General features: G+C 45.1%; 17 protein-coding genes. 2 read left to right on the forward strand and 15 right to left on the reverse strand.

The genetic code is table 11. The annotated features are described in order from the left end of the window. Positions 1 to 107 precede the first annotated feature (107 nt). The 9 genes from rpsA to tig all read right to left on the reverse strand — a co-directional run bounded on the left by rpsA (position 108) and on the right by tig (position 11,499). Complete coding sequence (gene rpsA, locus ACQEXT_RS18540; RefSeq protein WP_138970759.1) at positions 108 to 1,778, reverse strand: 30S ribosomal protein S1; 1,671 nt, start codon at positions 1,776 to 1,778, stop codon at positions 108 to 110. Between the two features lie 102 nt (positions 1,779 to 1,880). Beyond that, on the reverse strand, positions 1,881 to 2,561 hold the full coding sequence (cmk, locus tag ACQEXT_RS18545; protein ID WP_426953160.1) for a (d)CMP kinase: 681 nt from the start codon (positions 2,559 to 2,561) through the stop codon (positions 1,881 to 1,883). A 142-nt stretch (positions 2,562 to 2,703) separates the two neighbouring features. Continuing rightward, positions 2,704 to 2,997: a ComEA family DNA-binding protein gene (locus tag ACQEXT_RS18550; RefSeq protein ID WP_138970761.1), complete on the reverse strand. Its 294-nt coding sequence runs from the start codon at positions 2,995 to 2,997 to the stop codon at positions 2,704 to 2,706. Between the two features lie 135 nt (positions 2,998 to 3,132). Then, the gene (gene ppiD / locus ACQEXT_RS18555) at positions 3,133 to 4,992 is read right to left on the reverse strand and encodes a peptidylprolyl isomerase (RefSeq protein WP_138970762.1); all 1,860 of its coding nucleotides are present in this window, start codon (positions 4,990 to 4,992) and stop codon (positions 3,133 to 3,135) included. A gap of 178 nt (positions 4,993 to 5,170) precedes the next feature. Continuing rightward, positions 5,171 to 5,449: an HU family DNA-binding protein gene (locus ACQEXT_RS18560; protein ID WP_269376233.1), complete on the reverse strand. Its 279-nt coding sequence runs from the start codon at positions 5,447 to 5,449 to the stop codon at positions 5,171 to 5,173. 186 nt (positions 5,450 to 5,635) lie between these two features. Next, the gene (gene lon, locus ACQEXT_RS18565) at positions 5,636 to 7,987 is read right to left on the reverse strand and encodes an endopeptidase La (protein WP_269376067.1); all 2,352 of its coding nucleotides are present in this window, start codon (positions 7,985 to 7,987) and stop codon (positions 5,636 to 5,638) included. Positions 7,988 to 8,116: 129 nt separating this feature from the next. Further along, positions 8,117 to 9,400, reverse strand: a complete 1,284-nt coding sequence (gene clpX, locus ACQEXT_RS18570; RefSeq protein ID WP_138970764.1) for an ATP-dependent protease ATP-binding subunit ClpX — start codon at positions 9,398 to 9,400, stop codon at positions 8,117 to 8,119. 65 nt (positions 9,401 to 9,465) lie between these two features. Beyond that, positions 9,466 to 10,092: an ATP-dependent Clp endopeptidase proteolytic subunit ClpP gene (clpP, locus tag ACQEXT_RS18575; RefSeq protein WP_138970765.1), complete on the reverse strand. Its 627-nt coding sequence runs from the start codon at positions 10,090 to 10,092 to the stop codon at positions 9,466 to 9,468. A 105-nt stretch (positions 10,093 to 10,197) separates the two neighbouring features. Then, positions 10,198 to 11,499 (reverse strand): trigger factor, encoded by a 1,302-nt coding sequence (gene tig / locus ACQEXT_RS18580; RefSeq protein WP_426953161.1) that lies wholly within the window; start codon positions 11,497 to 11,499, stop codon positions 10,198 to 10,200. 502 nt (positions 11,500 to 12,001) lie between these two features. Here tig and ACQEXT_RS18585 point away from each other — a divergent pair. Both ACQEXT_RS18585 and ACQEXT_RS18590 read left to right on the forward strand, forming a co-directional pair. Next, the gene (locus tag ACQEXT_RS18585) at positions 12,002 to 13,780 is read left to right on the forward strand and encodes a sensor histidine kinase (protein ID WP_426953162.1); all 1,779 of its coding nucleotides are present in this window, start codon (positions 12,002 to 12,004) and stop codon (positions 13,778 to 13,780) included. A 13-nt stretch (positions 13,781 to 13,793) separates the two neighbouring features. Continuing rightward, positions 13,794 to 15,137 carry a sigma-54-dependent transcriptional regulator gene (locus ACQEXT_RS18590; RefSeq protein WP_138970768.1) on the forward strand — a complete coding sequence of 448 codons (1,344 nt, stop codon included), beginning with the start codon at positions 13,794 to 13,796 and terminating at the stop codon, positions 15,135 to 15,137. Positions 15,138 to 15,284: 147 nt separating this feature from the next. Here the strand turns inward: ACQEXT_RS18590 and ACQEXT_RS18595 are convergent, their stop codons facing one another. The 6 genes from ACQEXT_RS18595 to ACQEXT_RS18620 form a co-directional block, all read right to left on the reverse strand. Beyond that, positions 15,285 to 16,646: a TRAP transporter large permease gene (locus ACQEXT_RS18595; protein WP_426953163.1), complete on the reverse strand. Its 1,362-nt coding sequence runs from the start codon at positions 16,644 to 16,646 to the stop codon at positions 15,285 to 15,287. A gap of 3 nt (positions 16,647 to 16,649) precedes the next feature. Continuing rightward, the gene (locus tag ACQEXT_RS18600) at positions 16,650 to 17,321 is read right to left on the reverse strand and encodes a TRAP transporter small permease (RefSeq protein ID WP_331417512.1); all 672 of its coding nucleotides are present in this window, start codon (positions 17,319 to 17,321) and stop codon (positions 16,650 to 16,652) included. 100 nt (positions 17,322 to 17,421) lie between these two features. Next, positions 17,422 to 18,417, reverse strand: coding sequence for a TRAP transporter substrate-binding protein (locus ACQEXT_RS18605; protein ID WP_426953164.1), 996 nt, complete (start codon positions 18,415 to 18,417; stop codon positions 17,422 to 17,424). Positions 18,418 to 18,828: 411 nt separating this feature from the next. After that, complete coding sequence (locus tag ACQEXT_RS18610; RefSeq protein WP_138970772.1) at positions 18,829 to 19,944, reverse strand: ABC transporter ATP-binding protein; 1,116 nt, start codon at positions 19,942 to 19,944, stop codon at positions 18,829 to 18,831. Between the two features lie 5 nt (positions 19,945 to 19,949). Then, positions 19,950 to 20,807: a carbohydrate ABC transporter permease gene (locus tag ACQEXT_RS18615; protein WP_138970773.1), complete on the reverse strand. Its 858-nt coding sequence runs from the start codon at positions 20,805 to 20,807 to the stop codon at positions 19,950 to 19,952. Further along, the gene (locus ACQEXT_RS18620; RefSeq protein ID WP_426953165.1) at positions 20,804 to 21,727 is read right to left on the reverse strand and encodes a carbohydrate ABC transporter permease; all 924 of its coding nucleotides are present in this window, start codon (positions 21,725 to 21,727) and stop codon (positions 20,804 to 20,806) included. Before ACQEXT_RS18620 ends, ACQEXT_RS18615 begins: the two co-directional genes overlap by 4 nt. Positions 21,728 to 21,809 lie beyond the last annotated feature (82 nt).

Here is a 21,809-nt window from a genome sequence, read left to right on the forward strand (position 1 = left end):
AGAAACTTAGAGCCTTTATAAGCCATCTGCAGGATCGTTCAACCGATCATTTATCTCTTAACTGATCGGCATTAGCCTTTCGGCTCCTTTTTCTTAAAAGCGACTAATTATTCGCCTTTAGCTGCTTTGAAAGCGTCAGCCATAGCGTTACCGAATGCCGCTTCATCAGCGCTGTTCAGTGTAGCCATTGCTTCTTGCTCTTCAGCTTCATCTTTAGCTTTGATAGATAGGTTGATTACGCGGTTCTTACGGTCTACACCTGTGAACTTAGCTTCAACACTGTCACCAACACTTAGGATTAGAGTAGCGTCTTCTACGCGGTCGCGAGAAACTTCAGAAGCGCGGATGTAACCTTCTACGCCTTCTTCAAGTTCGATAGTTGCACCTTTAGCGTCTACTGCAGTAACAGTACCGTTAACTAGTACACCTTTCTTCTTCTCAGAAACGTAAGCATTGAATGGGTCATTTTCCATTTGCTTAACGCCTAGAGAGATGCGCTCACGCTCTGCGTCTACTGCTAGAACTACTGCAGAGATTTCGTCGCCTTTCTTGTACTCACGTACAGCTTCTTCACCAGCAACATTCCAAGAAATGTCAGATAGGTGAACTAGACCGTCGATGCCGCCGTCTAGACCGATGAAGATACCGAAGTCAGTGATAGACTTGATCTTACCAGTAACTTTGTCGCCTTTAGCTTGCGCTTCAGCGAAAGATTGCCATGGGTTAGCTTTACACTGTTTCAGACCTAGAGAGATACGACGACGCTCTTCGTCGATTTCAAGAACCATAACCTCAACTTCGTCGCCAACATTAACAACTTTAGATGGGTGGATGTTCTTGTTAGTCCAATCCATTTCAGAAACGTGTACTAGACCTTCAACGCCTTCTTCGATTTCAACGAAACAGCCGTAGTCAGTTAGGTTAGTAACGCGACCAGATAGTTTGTGACCTTCTGGGTAACGCTTAGCGATTGCTACCCATGGATCTTCGCCTAGTTGCTTAAGACCTAGTGATACGCGAGTACGGTCACGGTCGAACTTAAGAACTTTAACTTGGATCTCGTCACCAACGTTAACGATCTCAGAAGGGTGCTTAACGCGCTTCCAAGCCATGTCAGTGATGTGTAGAAGACCGTCAACACCGCCTAGATCTACGAACGCACCGTAGTCAGTAAGGTTCTTAACGATACCTTTAACTTCTGCGCCTTCTTGTAGAGTCTCTAGAAGCTCATCACGCTCAACGCTGTTCTCAGATTCGATAACTGCACGACGAGAAACAACTACGTTGTTACGCTTCTGGTCAAGTTTGATAACTTTGAACTCTAGCTCTTTGTTTTCTAGGTGAGCAGTATCGCGGATTGGACGCACGTCTACTAGTGAACCTGGAAGGAAAGCACGGATACCGTTTAGTTCAACAGTGAAACCGCCTTTAACTTTACCGTTGATGATACCAACAACAGTTTCAGCTTCTTCACAAGCTTTCTCAAGTACGATCCAAGCTTCGTGACGCTTCGCTTTCTCACGAGAAAGTTGAGTTTCACCGAAACCGTCTTCTACAGCGTCTAGAGCCACGTCTACTTCAGAACCAACTTCAACTTCAAGTTCGCCAGCAGCGTTCTTGAACTGTTCAGCAGGGATAGCAGACTCAGACTTAAGGCCAGCGTCAACAAGAACAAAACCGTTCTCGATAGCTACTACAGTACCTTTAACGATAGTACCTTGTTGGAATTCAGTCTCGTTTAGAAACTCTTCAAAGAGTTGAGCAAAAGATTCAGTCATTATTTAATCTTCAATAAATTAAACGTCCACGGGTGTCCTACCACATGGGGTTATTAACTTCGCCGGTCATCATCCTTGCGACCAACGTTCTTACCTAGCAGCCTAGGCTACTAGCTTAGATTCGATATATTGTAGTGCCTTTTCTACCACTTCGTCGATACTCATCGCAGTAGAATCTAGCAAAAGCGCATCCTCAGCAGGGCGTAATGGCGCTACTGGGCGGTTACGATCTCGGTCGTCACGCTCTTGGATCTCGCTTAAAAGGTCGTCAAATTTAACATCTAACCCCTTGCCTTGCAACTGTTTAAGACGGCGACTTGCTCGCTCTTCAGCACTTGCGTCCAGAAAGATTTTCACTTCAGCTTGAGGGAAAACAACCGTCCCCATGTCACGACCATCAGCCACCAAACCTTGACCTTCCGCAAAAGCACGCTGACGACGCAAAAGGGCTTCGCGAACACGCGGTAAAGCAGCGACCTTTGATGCAGCCATGCCCGTTTCTTCTTTACGCAGTTCACGAGAAACATCTTCGCCTTCAAGGATAACCTTGACCAGCTCGCCTTCAGCCACAAACTGTACATCCAAATGGGTCGCCAAAGGAACCAGCGCATCTTCCGATTCAAGATCAACGCCATGATGAATTGCAGCTAGAGCTAAGACACGATAGATAGCGCCAGAGTCTAGTAAATGAAACCCTAGTTTTTTTGCAAGCAGCATACAAAGTGTGCCCTTGCCGGCACCACTTGGTCCATCAACGGTTACTACCGGTGTATGAGACGACATGTTTTACTCCGTGTTGTTTTCTGATCAACGTTCGACTCGTTGACCTTGTTTCGGCGTGGAATTATAGAGGGAAATGCCCACAGGTTCTAGGCAGGATTTGTCGTATGCGTAAAAAAGAGCGCCAAGGCGCTCTCCAATCAGTTTATAGCTTAATTCGGTCTCGGTTCTGCGCCACAATTGCAGCACCAATACCTTTGACTTTCTCGAGATCCTCGGCACTTGTGAAGTGACCATTGAGCTGACGGAACTCGACGATTGCCTGAGCCTTCGCCAATCCGATGCCTAACAACAGGTCGGCGAGCTCCTCCGCACTGGCTTGGTTGATGTTCACCGTGATCTCGATACCTTGATACTTGGCATCGGTGCTAGCGTCTTCAGCTTGGGTGATGGCAGGAAATGATAGTAGAAGAGTAACTAGCAGTAGTTGTTTTAACATTTTAGTTTCCTTGTTTACTTATGTGCAGGCCCAGACTAACCACTCATCACCAAAAGAAAACCGTGTAAACATTAAAACAAAACGGACTGCTGATGCAGTCCGTTAATATAGATATATCAATTACATTTGAGCTGATTATTGCGTCACAATGTAATATTCGATATCGATAGTCTTGCGCAGGATACTGATCAAGCCAGAAAGGTCTTGCTGAGCATTCACTTGTGTCAGTTGTGCACCAATCTGCTGGTTGTATTGCGGGTCAAACTTTGATGCGACATTAACAAGCTCAACCACGACCACATCACCATTGAGGTCTTTCGCCTGAGCAAACTCTTTTTCGCCATCGACAGGTTTCGCCATTGAGAAAACAACGTCTGCAAATGGTGAACTGCGATCTAGTGTTTCCATCTCACCGAATGACAAACCACTCTCAGCCAATAGCTCTTGCTTACCTTGCTTAAGTTCAGCAACTAGGTTTTGAGCGAGTTCGATAGCGGCTTGCTCGCCTTTCACATTGGCAAGTGACTTAGTAACGTCAGCACGAACTTGCTCCAACGGTAGAACCGTTTCATTGCGGCTATCTTCAACACGGACAACAACGACATGCTCAGGGGCAACTTCAATCACTTCTGAGTTGAGACCATCTTCTTTCACTTCAGGACTTACAATCGCTTGTAATACCGCAGGGGCATTCAAAAGCTCAGGAGCGTCTACTTGAGAGATAAAGTCTGTTGTCTCGATCTTAGCGCTGATTGCTTTCGCAGCTTCATCTAGTGAATCCGGATACTCAAACGCCACTTTCTCTAGTTCACTTTGAAGCGCATAGTATTGATCAACGGCTTGCTGGTCTCGTAGCTCTTGTTTAACTTCCTCTGCAACTTCTTGGTACGATTTCGCAACTGAATCTTTGAGCTCATCAAGTTTAATGATGTGGTAGCCAAAGTCTGATTTAACAAGACCTGTCATATCACCCACATTTTTAAGCGCAAACGCAGCTTCTTCGAATGAAGGATCCATCACATCACGTTCGATCCAACCCAAAGAACCGCCTTCAGATGCACTACCGAAGTCATCAGATTTCTCTTCAGCCAGTGCAGCAAAATCCGCACCTGCATTAAGCTCATCTAGGATGGCTTGCGCTTTAGCTTCATCATCACCCTCAATTAGGATATGACTTACACGACGCTGCTCTTCTGAAGAGTATTTATCGATGTGCTCTTGATAGTATTTTTCAGCTTGCTCGTCAGAAATCTCAATGTTTTCTTTTAGCTTTTGAGCTGATAATTCTACGTAAGCTACTTTAACTTGCTCTGGGCGCGTATAACGCTCAGGGTTTAGTTGGTAATATTCGTTGATCTCTTCTTCTGATAACTCTGCTTTAGCCGCAAAGTCTGCCAGAGAAAGGGTAACCTTTTTGATATCACGAGTTTGGGTCAGTAACTTGCTTTGCGCTTCTACTTCACCCGGCAATGAGAAATCACTACCTTGAATTGCGGTCATCAGTTGATTACGCACTAGGTCACGGCGTAAATATTCTGCAAAGCTATCTGCTGAGAAGCCAGCTCGACGTAGCGCAGCCTGGTAAATTTCTTGATCAAATTTGCCATCAACTTGGAACTGAGGCATTTCTAGAATCATGGTACGAACTTGAGTGTCGCTTACGCGCAGCCCTAGCGACTCTGCGTGTTGCTCTAGAAGCAAGTCATTGACCATACGATCAAGAACTGATTTACGGAAAGACTCTACATAGCTTGGGTCAGCCAATAGATTTGAGAAGTAATCACCAAGCTGAGCTTGCATACGATTACGTTCGTTTTGGTAAGCCTGTTCGAACTCACCACGACCAATTTCAACATTGCCTACTTTCGCCGCAGAGTTATTTGAGCCACCTACAATGTAACTACCAACACCTGCAAATACGAACGATAGGATGATAAGCCCTAGGATAATTTTAACCGCGATGCTGTTAACGCCTTCGCGTAATCGGTCCATCATACTTAAACTACTCTCCGCTTATGTGCCGTACATAAGCCCACTTTAAATCCGTGAGTTCGGCACATTTCATAAATAAAAAATTGAATAGCGCGATAATACCAGAAAAAGAAATGCGCATCAGTATGATGCGCATAATTTAAAAAGGTTCTAAAAAATCACCTCAAGTGGCGATTTTTTATTAGTTGCAAGAATCTTTAAGAGCTTTACCAGCTTTGAATGCAGGAACTTTAGCTTCTGCAATTTGAATCTCTTCACCAGTCTTAGGGTTACGGCCTGTACGTGCTGCACGAGTACGAACACTGAAAGTACCAAAGCCAACTAGAGCAACTTGATCACCAGATTGAAGAGTTTCACCAACTGCTTCGATGAATGCATCTAGAGCACGACCTGCAGACGCTTTAGATAGATCTGCATTTTCTGCGATTTTTTCTACTAATTGTGTTTTATTCACTGTGATTCCCCTTTGCGCTGCCTGTTTATATTTTTATGGCAGCTATACGTTCCATTTCATTTCAAATTTGCGACAAACCCTTATTTTTCAAGGCTCGCAGCTATCGTCGATAACGTTAGCGTCCAAAAAAAACGCTGACAAGCATTTTTGTGCTTATCAGCGTAATCTTTTACTTATTTTTGCTGCACATCACTATTTTGCGGCAGCAAACTCCACGCCTGAAGGCTCTTTTTCTAACGCAACTTTCAATACTTCATCAATCCACTGTACCGGAATGACCTTAAGATCGGCGATAACATTGTCAGGAATTTCCTCCAAATCACGCTCATTATCTTTAGGAATCAGCACTGTTTTGATGCCGCCACGGTGCGCTGCTAGGAGCTTCTCTTTAAGACCACCGATTGGTAAAACTTCACCACGAAGGGTAATTTCACCTGTCATCGCGACTTCTGCTTTTACAGGGTTACCCGTCAAGCTCGACACTAGCGCTGTACACATCGCAATACCAGCACTAGGGCCATCTTTCGGCGTTGCACCCTCTGGTACGTGAACGTGAATATCACGCTTCTCATAGAAGTCAGAGTTAATACCCAAAGCTTCTGCGCGAGAACGCACCACTGTCATTGCAGCCTGAATGGATTCCTGCATGACATCACCAAGAGAACCCGTCTGAGTTAGCTTGCCTTTGCCTGGCATTGATTGCGTTTCGATCGTCAGCAGGTCACCACCGACTTCAGTCCACGCCAAGCCAGTCACTTGACCGATGCGGTTGCTATCGTCTGCTTTGCCGTAGTCATGACGTTGAACCCCTAAGTATTCTTTGAGGTTGTCCATGTTGACGGTAACGGTTTTAAGCTCACTGTTGAGCAAGATGTTTTTCACTGCTTTACGACAGATTTTTGAGATCTCACGCTCTAGGCTACGAACGCCCGCTTCACGGGTGTAGTAACGAATAATGCCAATGATTGCTGAGTCTTCAATGGTAATCTCGTTGGCTTTTAGGCCGTTACGCTTGATCTGCTTGTCGACCAAGTGGCGTTTAGCAATGTTGAGTTTTTCATCTTCTGTGTAACCCGACAGACGGATCACTTCCATACGATCCAATAGAGGACCTGGAATATTCATCGAGTTAGACGTTGCAACGAACATCACATCAGACAGGTCGTAATCGACTTCGAGGTAATGGTCATTGAATGCGTTATTTTGCTCAGGGTCCAATACTTCCAATAGCGCCGATGATGGGTCACCACGCATGTCTGAAGACATCTTGTCGATTTCATCGAGAAGGAACAATGGGTTCTTCACACCAACTTTCGACATTTTTTGAATTAGCTTGCCAGGCATTGAACCGATGTAAGTACGGCGATGACCACGGATTTCCGCTTCATCACGTACGCCGCCAAGTGCCATTCGTGTATATTGTCGACCAGTAGCTGCTGCGATTGAGCGGCCTAGGGAAGTTTTACCCACACCAGGAGGCCCCACTAGACACAAGATAGGGCCCTTGAGTTTGTTAATACGGTTTTGCACCGCTAAGTACTCAAGAATGCGCTCTTTAACGCGCTCTAATCCATAGTGGTCTTCGTTAAGGATCTCTTCTGCTTTAGCAAGGTTCTTCTTCACCTTAGTTCGTTTGTTCCAAGGCACCCCTAGCATCCAGTCGATATAACCACGAACAACCGTGGCTTCTGCCGACATCGGAGACATCATCTTGAGCTTTTGTAGCTCTTGTTCTGTCTTCTCGCGCGCTTCTTGAGGCATCTTAGAATCGATAATTTTCTGTTTCAGAGTTTCAAACTCATCAACACCATCTTCACTTTCACCAAGCTCTTTCTGAATAGCTTTCATTTGCTCATTCAGGTAGTACTCGCGCTGAGATTTTTCCATCTGCTTCTTAACGCGGGTACGAATGCGTTTTTCAACTTGCAACAGATCGATTTCTGATTCCATCTGCCCCATCAGGAACTCTAAACGTTCTGTAACGTCAAGTAACTCAAGAACAACTTGCTTGTCTGCCAATTTCAGAGGCATATGGGCTGCAATGGTATCCGCAAGACGTGCGGCTTCATCGATACCATTCAGAGATGTCAGCACTTCTGGTGGAATCTTCTTGTTGAGCTTAATGAAGCCTTCAAACTGGTTAATTGCACTGCGGACAATGACTTCCTGCTCACGCTCATCTAACTCAGCAGTCGTGAGATACTCAGCATCAGCATAGAAAAATTCGTTTTCAATAAAGTGGTTAATGCGCGCGCGCTGCTGGCCTTCAACGAGTACTTTAACAGTACCATCTGGCAGCTTTAGTAGTTGAAGGATGGTCGCAACGGTACCAACATCAAACATATCGCCTTGAGTCGGTTCATCGGTATCCGCTTCTTTCTGCGCTACCAATAATACTTGTTTGTTGTTGTCCATTGCTGCTTCTAAGCAAGCAATAGATTTTTCACGACCAACAAACAATGGAATTACCATATGCGGGTAAACGACTACATCTCTTAGAGGTAGTACGGGGATCTCGATACGTTCGGAACGTTCCAAGTTCATATTCTTCTCTCTTCCGCTTAGTCCTATGAGCAGTATATGGGGGCTAATTGGTTGGATTCAATGAAAGAATAAAAAAAAGGGAGTAATTGATTACCCCCTTTCTATCTACTTCAATTTCTGTGAATCAGATTATGATTCTGCACCAGCAGCTTGATTATCTGAGTTGCTGTAAATAAGCAGTGGTTCAGACTCACCCTTAATTACCGACTCATCAATCACAACCTTACTAACATCTTTCATCGATGGTAGTTCGTACATGGTCTCAAGTAGCACGCTTTCTAGAATCGAACGCAGACCACGAGCACCCGTCTTACGCTCCATTGCTTTCTTAGCAATCGCACGCAGTGCATCTTCACGGAACTCAAGTTCTGAGTTTTCAAGCTCGAATAGTGCTGCATACTGTTTTGTCAGCGCATTCTTCGGCTCACACAGAATTTGAATCAGTGCTTCTTCATCCAGTTCTGTCAACGTTGTTGTTACTGGTAAACGACCAATAAACTCAGGGATCAAACCATATTTCACTAAGTCTTCCGGTTCTACCTGAGTAAACAGCTCGCCGACAGTCTTAGTTTCGTCTTTAGAACGGACTTCCGCTCCAAAACCGATACCCGTACCTGTCGCTACACGTTGTTCAATCACTTTATCTAGGCCAGCAAAAGCGCCACCACAAATAAATAGAATCTTAGATGTATCTACTTGTAGGAACTCTTGTTGAGGGTGCTTACGACCACCTTGAGGTGGAACCGATGCAACCGTACCTTCAATAAGCTTCAATAGCGCCTGCTGAACGCCCTCACCCGATACATCTCGTGTAATAGATGGGTTTTCAGCTTTACGAGAAATCTTATCGATTTCATCGATGTACACGATACCACGCTCAGCTTTCGCTACGTCGTAATCACATTTTTGCAGAAGTTTCTGGATGATGTTTTCTACATCTTCACCAACGTAACCCGCTTCAGTCAGCGTCGTTGCATCGGCCATAGTGAACGGTACATCTAGGAAACGAGCCAGTGTTTCAGCCAGTAGCGTTTTACCACTACCCGTTGGACCGATAAGCAAAATATTACTCTTACCTAGTTCAACACCTTCGCTCGTTGTATCTCCGTTACGTAAACGCTTATAGTGGTTATAAACGGCTACTGCTAACACTTTCTTAGCGTAATCTTGTCCAATCACATAGTCGTCAAGGTGTTCACGAATGTCTCTTGGCACTGGTAGCGCCTCAGACTGCTTCTTAGGGAGAACATCCTTAATTTCTTCACGAATGATGTCGTTACATAAGTCGACACATTCATCACAAATATAGACTGATGGACCAGCGATTAGCTTGCGAACTTCGTGCTGGCTTTTACCGCAGAAAGAGCAGTAAAGAAGCTTACTACTACCGCTCTCTTTGCTTTTATCTGTCATTCGCTAACCTCTTAGCCTTTACTCATATGACTTGAGTGTATATCAATATATACCAATGTTGCTAGTTATTCACCGCGATGAGTCAGAACCGCGTCAACTAAGCCATACTCTACTGCTTGTTCAGCCGCCATGAAGTTATCACGATCAGTATCGCGCTCAATCACTTCTAGAGGCTGACCTGTATGCTCTGCAAGAAGTCTGTTTAACTTCTCTTTGATCGTTAGAATCTCTTGAGCATGAATTTGAATATCCGAAGCTTGGCCTTGGAAACCACCTAGCGGTTGGTGAATCATTACACGCGAGTTAGGCAATACATAACGTTTACCTGGCGCACCACCAGCAAGTAGGAATGCACCCATTGAACACGCTTGTCCCATACATACTGTGCTCACGTTTGGTTTAATAAACTGCATAGTGTCGTAGATTGACATACCCGCAGTTACGCTGCCACCCGGAGAGTTTATATAAAGGAAGATATCTTTGTCAGGATTTTCTGATTCGAGGAAAAGTAGCTGTGCCACGACAAGATTTGCCATGTGATCTTCTACTTGACCAGTTAAAAAAATAACACGTTCTTTTAGCAAACGAGAGTAGATATCGTAAGAACGTTCACCACGGGAAGTTTGTTCAACCACCATCGGTACTAGCGCGTCTAGAATTGGCGACATTGCATTTTTTTCTTGGTAGCTCATATTCTTATGTCCCTAAAATAAATGGCCCGGATGATAATTATCATACGGACCATTGTTAGCAGAATAGTTAACGCGAAGTCAACCTTCTAAGCAATATATTGCTTATTACGCAGGCTGTTGGTTCATTAGCTCGTTAAAGCTAACCGTTTTTTCAGTAACCTGTGCTTTAGCGATGATAGCGTCGATCGCTTGTTCTTCTAGAGCAACGTTACGCATGTTGTTCATCATTTGCTCGTTTTGCTCGTAGTAAGCAACAACTTCAGCTGGATCTTCGTAAGCAGTCGCCATCTCTTCGATAAGCGCTTTCACTTTCTCGTCGTCCGCTTTTAGCTCTTCAGACTTGATGACTTCACCTAGTAGAAGACCTACAACTACGCGACGCTTAGCTTGCTCTTCGAACAGCTCACGTGGAAGTTGAGCAGCCGCTTCTGGGTTGCCACCGAAACGCTGTGCAGCTTGCTGACGTAGAGCACCAATTTCTTGGTCGATTAGAGCTGCTGGTACGTCGATTTCGTTCTCTTTCACTAGACCGTCGATAGCTTGCTCTTTGATGCGGTTCTTAACAGCTTGCTTAAGCTCACGCTCCATGTTCTTACGCACTTCAGCTTTAAGAGCGTCAACGCCACCTTCAGCAACGCCGAACTTAGCAACGAACTCGTCGTTTAGCTCTGGAAGCTCACGAGCTTCAACTTTGTTTACTTTGATTGCAAACTTAGCCGCTTTACCTTTTAGGTTTTCTGCGTGGTAATCTTCTGGGAAAGTCACGTCGATGTCGAATTCCATACCAGCAGTCTTACCTGCGATACCGTCTTCAAAACCAGGGATCATGCGACCAGCACCCATTTCTAGTGGGAAGTTTTCAGCTTTACCGCCTTCGAACTCTTCACCGTCGATAGAGCCTACGAAATCGATTGTTGCACGTTTGCCGTCTTCAGCCGCTTCTTCAACTACAACCCAAGTTGCTTGTTGTTTGCGTAGAGTGTCGATCATCTCTTCAACATCTGCGTCTTGAACTTCTGTTGCTGGTTTTTCAACAGTGATGTTCTCTAGACCTTTAAGCTCAACTTCTGGGTAAACTTCAAAAGTCGCGTTAAATACTAGATCTTCGCCTTCTTTAACTTCAACTGGAGCGAAAGTAGGTGCGCCTGCTGGGTTGATCTTCTCTTTAACGATCGCTTCGATGAAGTGACGTTGCATTACTTCACCCATTACGTCTTGACGTACTGCTTTGCCGTACATCTTCGCAACCATTTTTAGAGGCACTTTGCCTTTACGGAAACCATCGAAACGACGGTTTTTTGCGATGTTGCGTAGTTCCGCTGTTACAGCATCTTCGATGTTTGCAGCAGGAACAGTAATGTTTAGACGGCGCTCTAGGCCCTCTAGCGTTTCAACAGTAACTTGCATTATTCATTAACCTCAAAACTGGCTCAGAAAACTGAGCTTATGTGCCCTATCCTCTTTCGGACAGAACCCATCCTTGTTTGTACTCTATGAGTACTCTTTTATAAACCGAGTATCGACAATCGAACAAGCCAATTGTCGGACTAATGAGTGATATCTTTTCGAAGGATATTCGGTAAAGGTATCTCTGATTAGCCTCAAGATAAAATTCAGACGCAGCATTCTACCGAGCAGATCGTTAGCTGTCGAGCCGAACCCTACGATCGCTGCGGGATTACCCTAAAAACTCACTTAACTGCTAAAAAAAACACCAATAAAGCAGTCTTTGTTTCCAGAAATGGGGACATTAATGCCTTTTTCAATGGAAACTAACGTTTTTTTTTGATTAAAGATTAAAAGTCGATCTAAGTCCGGTTTTATCACTCAATTTATCATGATGAGTAAACACATTTGTAACAAAAACATTTACGCTATGGCGGAGTGATGTAGTTTGGCAAGGATTAAGATGTTGACGTATCGACGGGGTAAGTTCTCTCTGCTTGTTCTGTACGTAATTGCGATCATAGGTGGCTCTAGTTGGATTTGGAATTCAAGCGAAAACCACCTTATCGTAACGCATAAGGAACAGCTCGAACGCTTTGCTGAGTTCATCTCCAGCAAATTGGACAAATACGCGCACCTGCCACAATTGATTGCTAAAGATAGTGAGCTAGTTTCTGCACTTCAGTCGCCTAATAACTCCGCCCAAATCGATCTGACCAACCGTTATTTGCAGCACATCAACCAAACCATCCAGTCGACTGACGCCTATCTGCTCGACGAGTTTGGCAATACTATCGCATCGAGTAACTGGGACCTAGAACGATCCTTTATCGGTCGAAACTATGCTTGGCGTCCCTATTTCTCCGACGCGATTCTCGGTAAGCCTAGCCAATACTTTGCGCTCGGTTCTAGCTCAAAACAGCGTGGTTATTACTTTTCACACCCAGTCACTTATGCGGCCGAGATCATCGGCGTGATCGTCATTAAAATGGATTTAACTGCGATTGAAGCTAACTGGCAAGACAAGAACAATATCTTTGTTGCTACAGACGCCAATAACGTAATTTTTATGTCAAGCAACGATGACTGGCTGTTTAAGAGTCTAACCACGCTCTCAGAATCAGCTCGTCAGTCCATCCTTAACAGTCGCCAATATCTGGATACACCGATTCGCTCATTTGGTCTGGTGGGCGATCTAACTCAGGAACATTCCGAACTGAGGAACCCAAACCTACCCGGATTTGAGAACGACTATCTCGTTTCATCTCGTTCATTGGATAAACACAGCTTAACTCTGCGTGTCCTCACCTCTAAAGTGACCCTGTTGTGGTCAGTGCTGAGTTACTCGCTCATAATCAGTTTAATGTTCGTCATTGCGTACCTCTCGTTTGCACTGGTACACCAGCGTCAACTCAAAAAGCGTCAATTCGAACAGTTACAGTCGGAAGCGAAGCAGAAGCTTGAGTTTCTTGTTATGGAACGAACCTCTGAACTTCAAGCTGAAATCAGTGAAAGAAGCAAAACAGAACAAGTGCTACGCCAAACACAAAATGAGCTAATTCAGGCAGCTAAATTAGCGGTATTGGGGCAAATGTCAGCCAGTATCAGTCACGAGCTCAATAATCCCCTCGCAGCAATACGCAGCTTTGCTGACAATGGTCGACGGTTTTTGGAGAGAGAAAGTTACGATCGAGTCGATGATAATCTCTCACGCATTTCCGCTCTGACGGAGCGCATGGCAAAAATCAGTAACCAGCTGCGCACTTTCGCCCGTAAAAGTGACAGTAATGATGTGAGCAAACTGGACGTGAAGCCACTGATTTGGTCGGCGAAAGAGTTACTCTCTCCACAGTGTAAGGCCAAACAGGTTGAGCTAATTCTTGAACTTGACGAAATATTGCCCGCTGTTGAAGTCAACCCAATACAATTTGAGCAAGTACTAATCAACCTTGTTACCAATGCAATCCAAGCGGTCGAGGAACAAGAGAAACGCAGAATTAAGATCTCGACCTCGGTGTCCAATCACCAACTGCACATTTTTGTCGATGATAATGGACCCGGTATCGCTTATAGTGAGCAACATCAACTGTTTGAGCCTTTCTATACCACTAAGAAGAATGGACTTGGATTGGGGCTATCAATTTCACAACAGATCACCCAAGCGATGGGAGGGGAACTCGACGTCGCGGACTCGCCTCTGGGAGGCGCCCGATTTGTAATCACTCTCCCTGTCGATGCCTAATCAAGGAATTAAGATGTACGATGTTATCTTCATTGATGATGAAAGCGATATTCGCCTAGCGATCGAACAGAGTTTCGAGCTGGAGGATATCAGTGCCCGTTTTTTTGCTAACGCTGAAGATGCTCTATTGGCGATAAAAAGTGACGGTCTACCGAAAGTCGTCATCACCGATATCTGCTTACCGGGTTTGTCTGGCGAAAATATTTTATCCAGCATACTGCACCAAGACGAAAACATTCCGGTCATTCTGATAACGGGACATGGCGATATCTCGATGGCAGTTAATGCCCTACGCAATGGCGCGTATGACTTTATTGAGAAGCCCTTCCCAATTGATCGTTTGATCGATACCACCAGACGTGCGTTGGAAAAACGCGAACTCACTTTAGAAAACCAAGAATTAAAACGCAGCCTTAAAGCGAGTCAAGCGCTGGGTCCACGCATCATCGGTGACACCCCTTCCATTCAACTCCTCCGCGATACCATCGTCCATATTGCAGACACCAATGCGGACATCTTGCTGTTTGGCGAGACCGGCACAGGTAAAGAGCTGTTTGCCCGTTCTATTCACGAGCAAAGCTCTCGGCGCGACAATAACTTCGTAGCGATCAACTGTGGTGCTGTACCAGAAAACTTGATTGAAAGTGAACTGTACGGCCACGAGAAAGGCGCTTTTACTGGTGCAGACTCAAAACGAGTGGGTAAATTCGAACATGCCCAAGGCGGTACACTTTTTCTCGATGAAATTGAATCGATGCCCCTTCAAGCGCAGATTCGTTTGTTGCGGGTTTTGCAAGAGAGGGTCATTGAGCGTGTGGGCTCCAACGAACTGGTTCCTATTGATATTCGCGTCATTGCCGCGACTAAGGTCGATTTAAAACAGGCGGCGGCTGAGGGCTCATTTCGCGAAGATCTCTACTATCGACTGAATGTGGTCACTCTAGAGCTTCCTCCGCTCAGGCAGCGCAAGGAAGATATTCCGACGCTATTTCATCACTTTTTGCTGGTTGCCGCTTCACGCTATGGTAAGTCCGCACCAGCTATCGAAACTCAGCAGATTCATCAACTGATGACGCACGATTGGCCGGGAAACGTTCGCGAACTGAGAAATGCCGCCGAACGTTTTGTACTATTGGGAAGATTAACTCAATTTGATTCAGAGTCTGCGTTCGCAAGCCGAGAGATGAGTCTCGCCGAACAAATTGCGGAATTTGAAAAGAGTGTTATTGAACAAGCACTTAACCAGTGTCATGGCAGTATTAAGCAAACCATGGATAGGTTACAACTCGCGCGTAAAACTCTATATGACAAGATGCAAAAATACGGTTTGGATAAAAGTAACTATAAAGGTGAATAAGCGGTTCATTTTATATTCAGATTGAAAGCGTTAAGTTAGATGCATCAAAAGGAACTGATACAAATGAGCTAAGAATTTAGTTCATCCACTGTCCTAACAACAAAGCCCCGGATAACGAGTTATTCGGGGCCTTCTTTTTTAGTTCCGTTATTTGGTGATGATTTCAGGGCCCATCAAGGTGGTTGGTAACCACGTTGACACCCAAGGAACATAAGTCACGATAATCAGGAATAAGAACATCACCCCTACCCAAGGCAAGGCGGCTTTCACCACTTGCATCATCGACATCTTAGCGACCCCTGCGGTAACAAACAGGTTGAGACCAACGGGCGGCGTGATCATCCCTATCTCCATGTTCACGACCATCATGATACCTAGGTGAATCGGGTCAATGCCTAGTGCAATAGCTATTGGGAACACCAGAGGTGCAACGATGATAAGTAGACCCGATGGTTCCATAAACTGACCGCCAATCAACAGCAGTAGGTTGACCACAATCAGGAAGGTAATCGGACCAAGACCAGCAGATAGCATCGATTCCGTAATCATCTGAGGAATGCGCTCTTCGGTCAGTACGTGCTTAAGGATCAGTGCGTTTGCAATGATAAACAGCAGCATGATAGTCAACTTACCTGCTTCGTAAAGCGTGTGTTTAGTATCTTTATGCACAAACGCCTGCACGATTTTTACCAATGCTGGTTTGGTATTTTCCTTATCTGCAAATGGCCCCATATCCTTGTAGATAAAGTTCGCGATTAAGAACGAGTAAACCGCAGCCACGGCAGCCGCTTCCGTTGGCGTAAATACCCCACCGTAAATACCGCCTAGGATAATAACGACCAGTAATAAACCCCAGCTCGCATCTTTTGCTGAATCAAACATCTCCTTCCAACCGACAAATGGCTGTTTTGGAAGGTTCTTAACACGCGCAGCGATGTAGATGGCAATCATCAACATCACCCCAGCCAGAAGACCTGGGATCACGCCACCTAGGAACATACGACCAACCGATACATCCGTCGCCGCTGCGTAAACCACCATCACGATAGAAGGCGGGATCAAAATACCCAGCGTACCTGCATTACAGATAACCCCAGCCGCGAACTCTTTTGAGTAGCCGTTTTTAATCATACCCGCGATAACAATACTACCGATGGCAACAACTGTCGCAGGCGATGAACCAGACAGGGCTGCAAACATCATACACGCAACAACCGATGCCATGGCGAGACCACCACGGAACCAACCGACCATGGCAATAGCGAAACGGATAATACGTTTAGCAACCCCACCCGTAGACATAAAACTAGAGGCAAGAATGAAGAATGGAATCGCGAGTAGCGTATAGTGGCCAGCAAAGGCATTAAATAAGGTCTGAGCAACGGAAGCCAGTGACGCATCAGAGTGCATCATCAGGAAAATAATGCTCGATAAACCAAGGGAAATAGCGATTGGCACACCCACAAGCATAAAGCCAATCACCATGATGAATAAGAATAGAATTTCCATGGCTTAGCCCTCCTTGCTCTGGTTATTATTACTTTTAGGTTCCATTGCTTCTCCAGCGTCTTTGAGTTCCTCTTTCAGAGCTTCGAGCTCTTCTTCAGCCTCGTGACCTGCGATGAGACGATCCAACTTGCCAGTAATAATTTGCAACGTAACTTGAACAAAGCGGAAAGTGAGTAACGCCATACCTATAGGCAGTGCCATGTACGGAATGAATCGAGGTAATTTTTCGTAACGCTCACCTTCATTCAACCAGTCAGCCAAAAACTGCAACATTTCCGGCATCGGAATATCGTCGGTTTCATACCATGCACGTTCAGTTGCGAACGGGTACCAGTAGTTCCAAGAGCCAATAAGCAGCAAGATTGAAAAAGCCAAACAGGATGCCGCAGCGATCAGCGCATAAACTTTACGCAGATGGTCTGGCGCTAGGTTAATAACAACATCAACACCAATGTGAAAATGTTTTTTCACGCCGTATGATGCCCCGACGAGTACCATCCAAGCGAACATGAACACGGTTAGCTCAAGTGCCCACAAGATGTTGTCATTAAATACGTAGCGAAATACTACATTGGCAAAGGTGAGCATGGTCATCGCACCCAAGAAGAACGCGATCAGAGTTTCCTCAATTGCGTCTGTCACCCTGCCAATTCTGGCAAAAATAGACTGTTCCATAAGTTACTTCACTTTCTCAAAAGAAAAGAAAGGCCCTCTTCCCGATATATCCCGAGAAGAAAGAGATACTAAGAGGGCCAAAGGTTAGGGGAAATTGTTATTATTTATTTGATGCGATAGCCGCTTCGATCAGGTCAGAGCCGATATCTTTCTCGAACTTCTTCCATACTGGCTGAAGCGCAGTTACCCACTGTTGGCGCTCTTCGGCAGTCAAGGTACGAACGACACCACCCGCTTCAATGATGTTATTTTTGTTCGCAAGGTCGACACGCGAAGATTCAGCATTACGCTCAATCGTCACTTCTTCAATGATTGTCGCAAGCTGCTGACGTTGGTCTTCTGGTAGACCTTTCCAGAAATCGTTTGACGTAACGACTAGGTAATCAAGAATACCGTGGTTTGTTTCAGTGATACCGTCTTGAACTTCGAAGAATTTTTTACCGTAGATGTTAGACCAAGTGTTTTCTTGACCATCAATAACTTTAGTTTGTAGACCACCGTAAACTTCTTTGAATGACATTTTCTGCGGGTTACCGCCTAATTGCTCAAACTGAGCAACAAGAACATCGGATGCTTGCACGCGGAATTTCAGACCTTTTGCATCTTCAGGAGTGATAAGTGGCTTGTTCGCAGACATCTGTTTCATGCCGTTGTGCCAGAACGCTAGACCTTGAAGACCGCGACGTTTCATCGCATTTTTCAGCTTCTCACCCGCTTCTGAGTTTTGGAAACGGTCAACCGCTTCTACATCTTCAAATAGGAATGGTAGGTCGAAAATACGGTACTTCTTGGTGAACTTTTCAAACTTTGATAGAGAAGGGGCAGCAAGTTGCACGTCACCGTTAAGAAGAGCTTCTAGAACTTTGTCATCATCATACAGAGTTGAGTTCGGGAATACCTGAAGACACACTTTACCGTTCATCTCTTCATTAACACGTTTTTCAAGTAATGAAGCCGCGATACCTTTCGGGTGCTTATCTGTATTCGTTACGTGACTGAATTTAATCACTGTTTCACCTGGATCACAGTTAGCCGCAGCGTTGAAACTGGTCACAGCAAGAATCGATGCAGATAGTAGAGTCAATGGCTTGAACATTATTATTCTCCTTGTTAAATGAACAACCCCATCACTGGGTGTTGATATTTCTATAAGGGCAATAACTAAGCCAACTTTCAATTAATCATAAAAACATCTATAAATCATAAGTTTAATAAAAACGTCCCGACTGCCACCTGTTTTTAAATCACACTTTTTTATAAAAATGGGTGGATTTCCACCCATCATATTTATCACAACGGGTGAATTTACACATATTTAACAAAGACTCATTATAAAAAACAAATGGCAGCCCTTGGGCTGCCATTTTTGTTACTAGAGATTCGACGGGCAATAAGGAGACGAAATCGCCCATCTCCCCTCAAATGTGCACGAAGCTTCTTCATGCTATAGCTCTAAGCATAGTTGACTATGTGCATTTTTCTAACAATATTGTTAACAAATTAATCATTAATGAAAGTCGATGCGTTTCTCTGTTGTTGCATCAAAGAACACCGCTTTAGAGAGGTCAAAGTGCAAAGGTGCCACTTGACCTGCGACCACATCAAACTCAGGAGAAAGACGACACGCGACTTCTTGCTCGTTGACTTTGATCATCGCAATCGTATCTGGACCCGTTGGCTCCAAAACTTCCAGCATCAGATCAAGCTTGGTGCTTGCTTGTGAATCCACATTCTCGCTATCTGTAATGTGTTCTGGACGAAGCCCAATAACGATCTCTCGTCCATCTTGCTCACGCATTGATGCCGGTAAACTAATGTGATGTTCTTGACCGTTGCTGCCCTTCACTTTGATCACAGGGTTATCCTGCGCATCCAGATCGACCATAGTTTTGATGAAGTTCATCGACGGTGACCCCATAAAACCGGCGACAAACATATTGGTTGGCTTGTTGTAAATCTCTTGCGGAGTGCCTAGCTGCTGAAGTTCACCATCCTTCATAACTGCAATACGGTCGGCGAGAGTCATCGCTTCAATCTGGTCGTGGGTCACGTACACGATGGTCGTTTTAAGCTGTTGATGAAGGCGCTTAATCTGATGGCGCATCTCTACGCGAAGTTTCGCATCAAGATTCGATAACGGTTCATCAAACAGATATAGCTTAGGGCGGCGGGCCAGTGCGCGCCCCATTGCGACACGTTGACGCTGACCACCCGAAAGCTGTGAAGGTTTACGGTCTAACAGATGATCAATTTGCAGCATGGTTGCAACTCGCTCAACTTCTGCATCTATCTCAGCCTTAGGCATCTTGCGGATCTTCAGACCAAACTCGATATTGCCGCGAACCGTCATATTTGGGTAAAGCGCATAGGATTGGAATACCATCGCAATATCACGGTCTTTCGGTTCAACCTCTGAGACATCATTACCGTCGATAACAATCTCACCAGAACTGATATTTTCCAATCCAGCAATGGTGTTCATCAAGGTCGATTTACCGCAACCCGAAGGCCCAACCAAGATCAGGAACTCGCCTGAATCAATGTTAATGTCGATACCCTTTAAGGTTTCTTGCTCCGCTTTCGGGTAGGTTTTACGGATCTGTTTAAGTTCGAGTGTTGCCATGATAATTATCCTTTTACCGACCCAGCCGTTAGGCCGCGAACAAAGTATTTTCCTGCTAATACATAAACTAATAGTGTTGGCAGCGCCGCGATAATCGCCGCAGCCATATCAACGTTGTACTCTTTGACACCAGTACTGGTGTTAACCAAGTTATTGAGTGCAACAGTTATTGGTTGAGTTTCTGAGCCTGAATAAACCACCCCGAACAGGAAGTCATTCCAAATCGCTGTGAACTGCCAAATCACCGTCACCATGATGATAGGCGTTGAGATTGGTAACAGAATCTTGAAGAAAATAGTGAAGAAGCCTGCACCATCTAGCTTCGCCGCTTTAACCAGTTCATCAGGGACGCTGATATAGAAGTTGCGGAAGAACAGTGTAGTAAACGCCATACCGTAGATAACGTGAACAATCACTAGCCCAGCAGTGGTATTCGCCAAACCTAACTTGCCAAGTACTGCTGCCATCGGCAAAAGGATGACCTGAAACGGAATGAAACAGCCGAACAGCAATAGGCTGAAAAACAGATTTGAACCACGGAATTGCCATTTGGTCACAACGTAACCATTAAACGCGCCTAATAGAGTTGAGATAGCCACGGCCGGAATAACCATCTGGAAAGAGTTCCAGAAGTAACCTTTAACACCTTCACACTTAACACCAGTACAAGCACTGTCCCATGCTTTAAACCAAGCATCGAACACCCACTCAGTTGGTAAACTCATTAAGTTACCCGCTTTGATATCTGGCAAGGTTTTAAATGAGGTAATGAACATTACGAACAGTGGCATCAGGTAAACCAGACAGAAGAACACCAGTGTCGAATAGATAAATAGTCGAGAAAAATTGACACTACGCATCATGATTTTTTCTCCCTAAGTTCAGAGTAAAGATAAGGTACTAAGATGGCTAAGATACCTGCTAGCATCATCATCGCACTCGCCGCACCCAGACCTATCTGACCACGAGTAAATGAGTGAGCATACATAAATAGTGCAGGCAGATCGGAAGAGTAACCAGGTCCACCGGCTGTCATAGCGGTCACCAAGTCAAAGCTCTTGATCGCAATATGAGAGGTAATAATCACCGCGCTGAAAAACACCGGGCGCAAACACGGCATAATGATTTGCCAGTAGATAGTCGGTAAACTTGCGCCATCAATTTGCGCCGCTTTTATGATCGAAGAGTCGATACCTCGCAAGCCGGCTAAAAACATCGCCATGACAAAGCCAGAGGACTGCCAAACCGCGGCAATAACCAAGGTATAAACAGACATATCCGAGTTAACCAACCAATCAAATTTGAACTCGGAGAAGCCCCAGTCCTGCATTAATTTTTCGATACCTAATCCCGGGTTAAGAATCCACTTCCACGCCGTACCGGTCACGATGAATGACAACGCCATTGGATAGAGATAAATGGTACGGATCGCCCCTTCCTGACGGATGTTCTGGTCGAGGAAGATAGCCAAAGCCACTCCCAAACCAATTGCCACCAGCATAAACAGCAGGCCGAAGATACCTAGGTTAGTGATTGATGTGATCCAACGGTCGTTCTCCATTAGCTTTTCATACTGGGCAAAACCCACGAAGTTAAAGCTAGGCAGAAAGCGCGAGTTGGTCATTGAAAGTGCCGCCGTCCAGAAAATGTAACCATAGATACAAACCACAGTCACAAGCACTGTCGGGGCAAGAACGATTTTCGGCAGCCAATGTTGAAGTCGGTCGCCTAGGTTAACCTTGGCTTTTGACTTCTTATCAGACCGAGTAACAACATGCTCCATAACGAGTCCTTACGTCATAAGACCCTAATCAAATTCCTGATCGGGTAATAGAGAAAGGGCAGACAGGCTCCCCACAAGCCTG

Origin of the sequence: Vibrio sp. TRT 29B02 (genome assembly GCF_050113655.1) — a bacterium.
Classification (GTDB): Bacteria; Pseudomonadota; Gammaproteobacteria; order Enterobacterales; family Vibrionaceae; genus Vibrio.

Excerpts from the sequence above, each read along its gene's own strand:
- rpsA (WP_138970759.1), bottom strand. The coding sequence starts at position 1,778 with ATGACTGAATCTTTTGCTCAACTCTTTGAAGAGTTTCTAAACGAGACT.
- cmk (WP_426953160.1), bottom strand. The coding sequence starts at position 2,561 with ATGTCGTCTCATACACCGGTAGTAACCGTTGATGGACCAAGTGGTGCC.
- ACQEXT_RS18550 (WP_138970761.1), bottom strand. The coding sequence starts at position 2,997 with ATGTTAAAACAACTACTGCTAGTTACTCTTCTACTATCATTTCCTGCC.
- ppiD (WP_138970762.1), bottom strand. The coding sequence starts at position 4,992 with ATGATGGACCGATTACGCGAAGGCGTTAACAGCATCGCGGTTAAAATT.
- lon (WP_269376067.1), bottom strand. The coding sequence starts at position 7,987 with ATGAACTTGGAACGTTCCGAACGTATCGAGATCCCCGTACTACCTCTA.
- clpX (WP_138970764.1), bottom strand. The coding sequence starts at position 9,400 with ATGACAGATAAAAGCAAAGAGAGCGGTAGTAGTAAGCTTCTTTACTGC.
- clpP (WP_138970765.1), bottom strand. The coding sequence starts at position 10,092 with ATGAGCTACCAAGAAAAAAATGCAATGTCGCCAATTCTAGACGCGCTA.
- tig (WP_426953161.1), bottom strand. The coding sequence starts at position 11,499 with ATGCAAGTTACTGTTGAAACGCTAGAGGGCCTAGAGCGCCGTCTAAAC.
- ACQEXT_RS18585 (WP_426953162.1), top strand. The coding sequence starts at position 12,002 with ATGTTGACGTATCGACGGGGTAAGTTCTCTCTGCTTGTTCTGTACGTA.
- ACQEXT_RS18590 (WP_138970768.1), top strand. The coding sequence starts at position 13,794 with ATGTACGATGTTATCTTCATTGATGATGAAAGCGATATTCGCCTAGCG.
- ACQEXT_RS18595 (WP_426953163.1), bottom strand. The coding sequence starts at position 16,646 with ATGGAAATTCTATTCTTATTCATCATGGTGATTGGCTTTATGCTTGTG.
- ACQEXT_RS18600 (WP_331417512.1), bottom strand. The coding sequence starts at position 17,321 with ATGGAACAGTCTATTTTTGCCAGAATTGGCAGGGTGACAGACGCAATT.
- ACQEXT_RS18605 (WP_426953164.1), bottom strand. The coding sequence starts at position 18,417 with ATGTTCAAGCCATTGACTCTACTATCTGCATCGATTCTTGCTGTGACC.
- ACQEXT_RS18610 (WP_138970772.1), bottom strand. The coding sequence starts at position 19,944 with ATGGCAACACTCGAACTTAAACAGATCCGTAAAACCTACCCGAAAGCG.
- ACQEXT_RS18615 (WP_138970773.1), bottom strand. The coding sequence starts at position 20,807 with ATGATGCGTAGTGTCAATTTTTCTCGACTATTTATCTATTCGACACTG.
- ACQEXT_RS18620 (WP_426953165.1), bottom strand. The coding sequence starts at position 21,727 with ATGGAGCATGTTGTTACTCGGTCTGATAAGAAGTCAAAAGCCAAGGTT.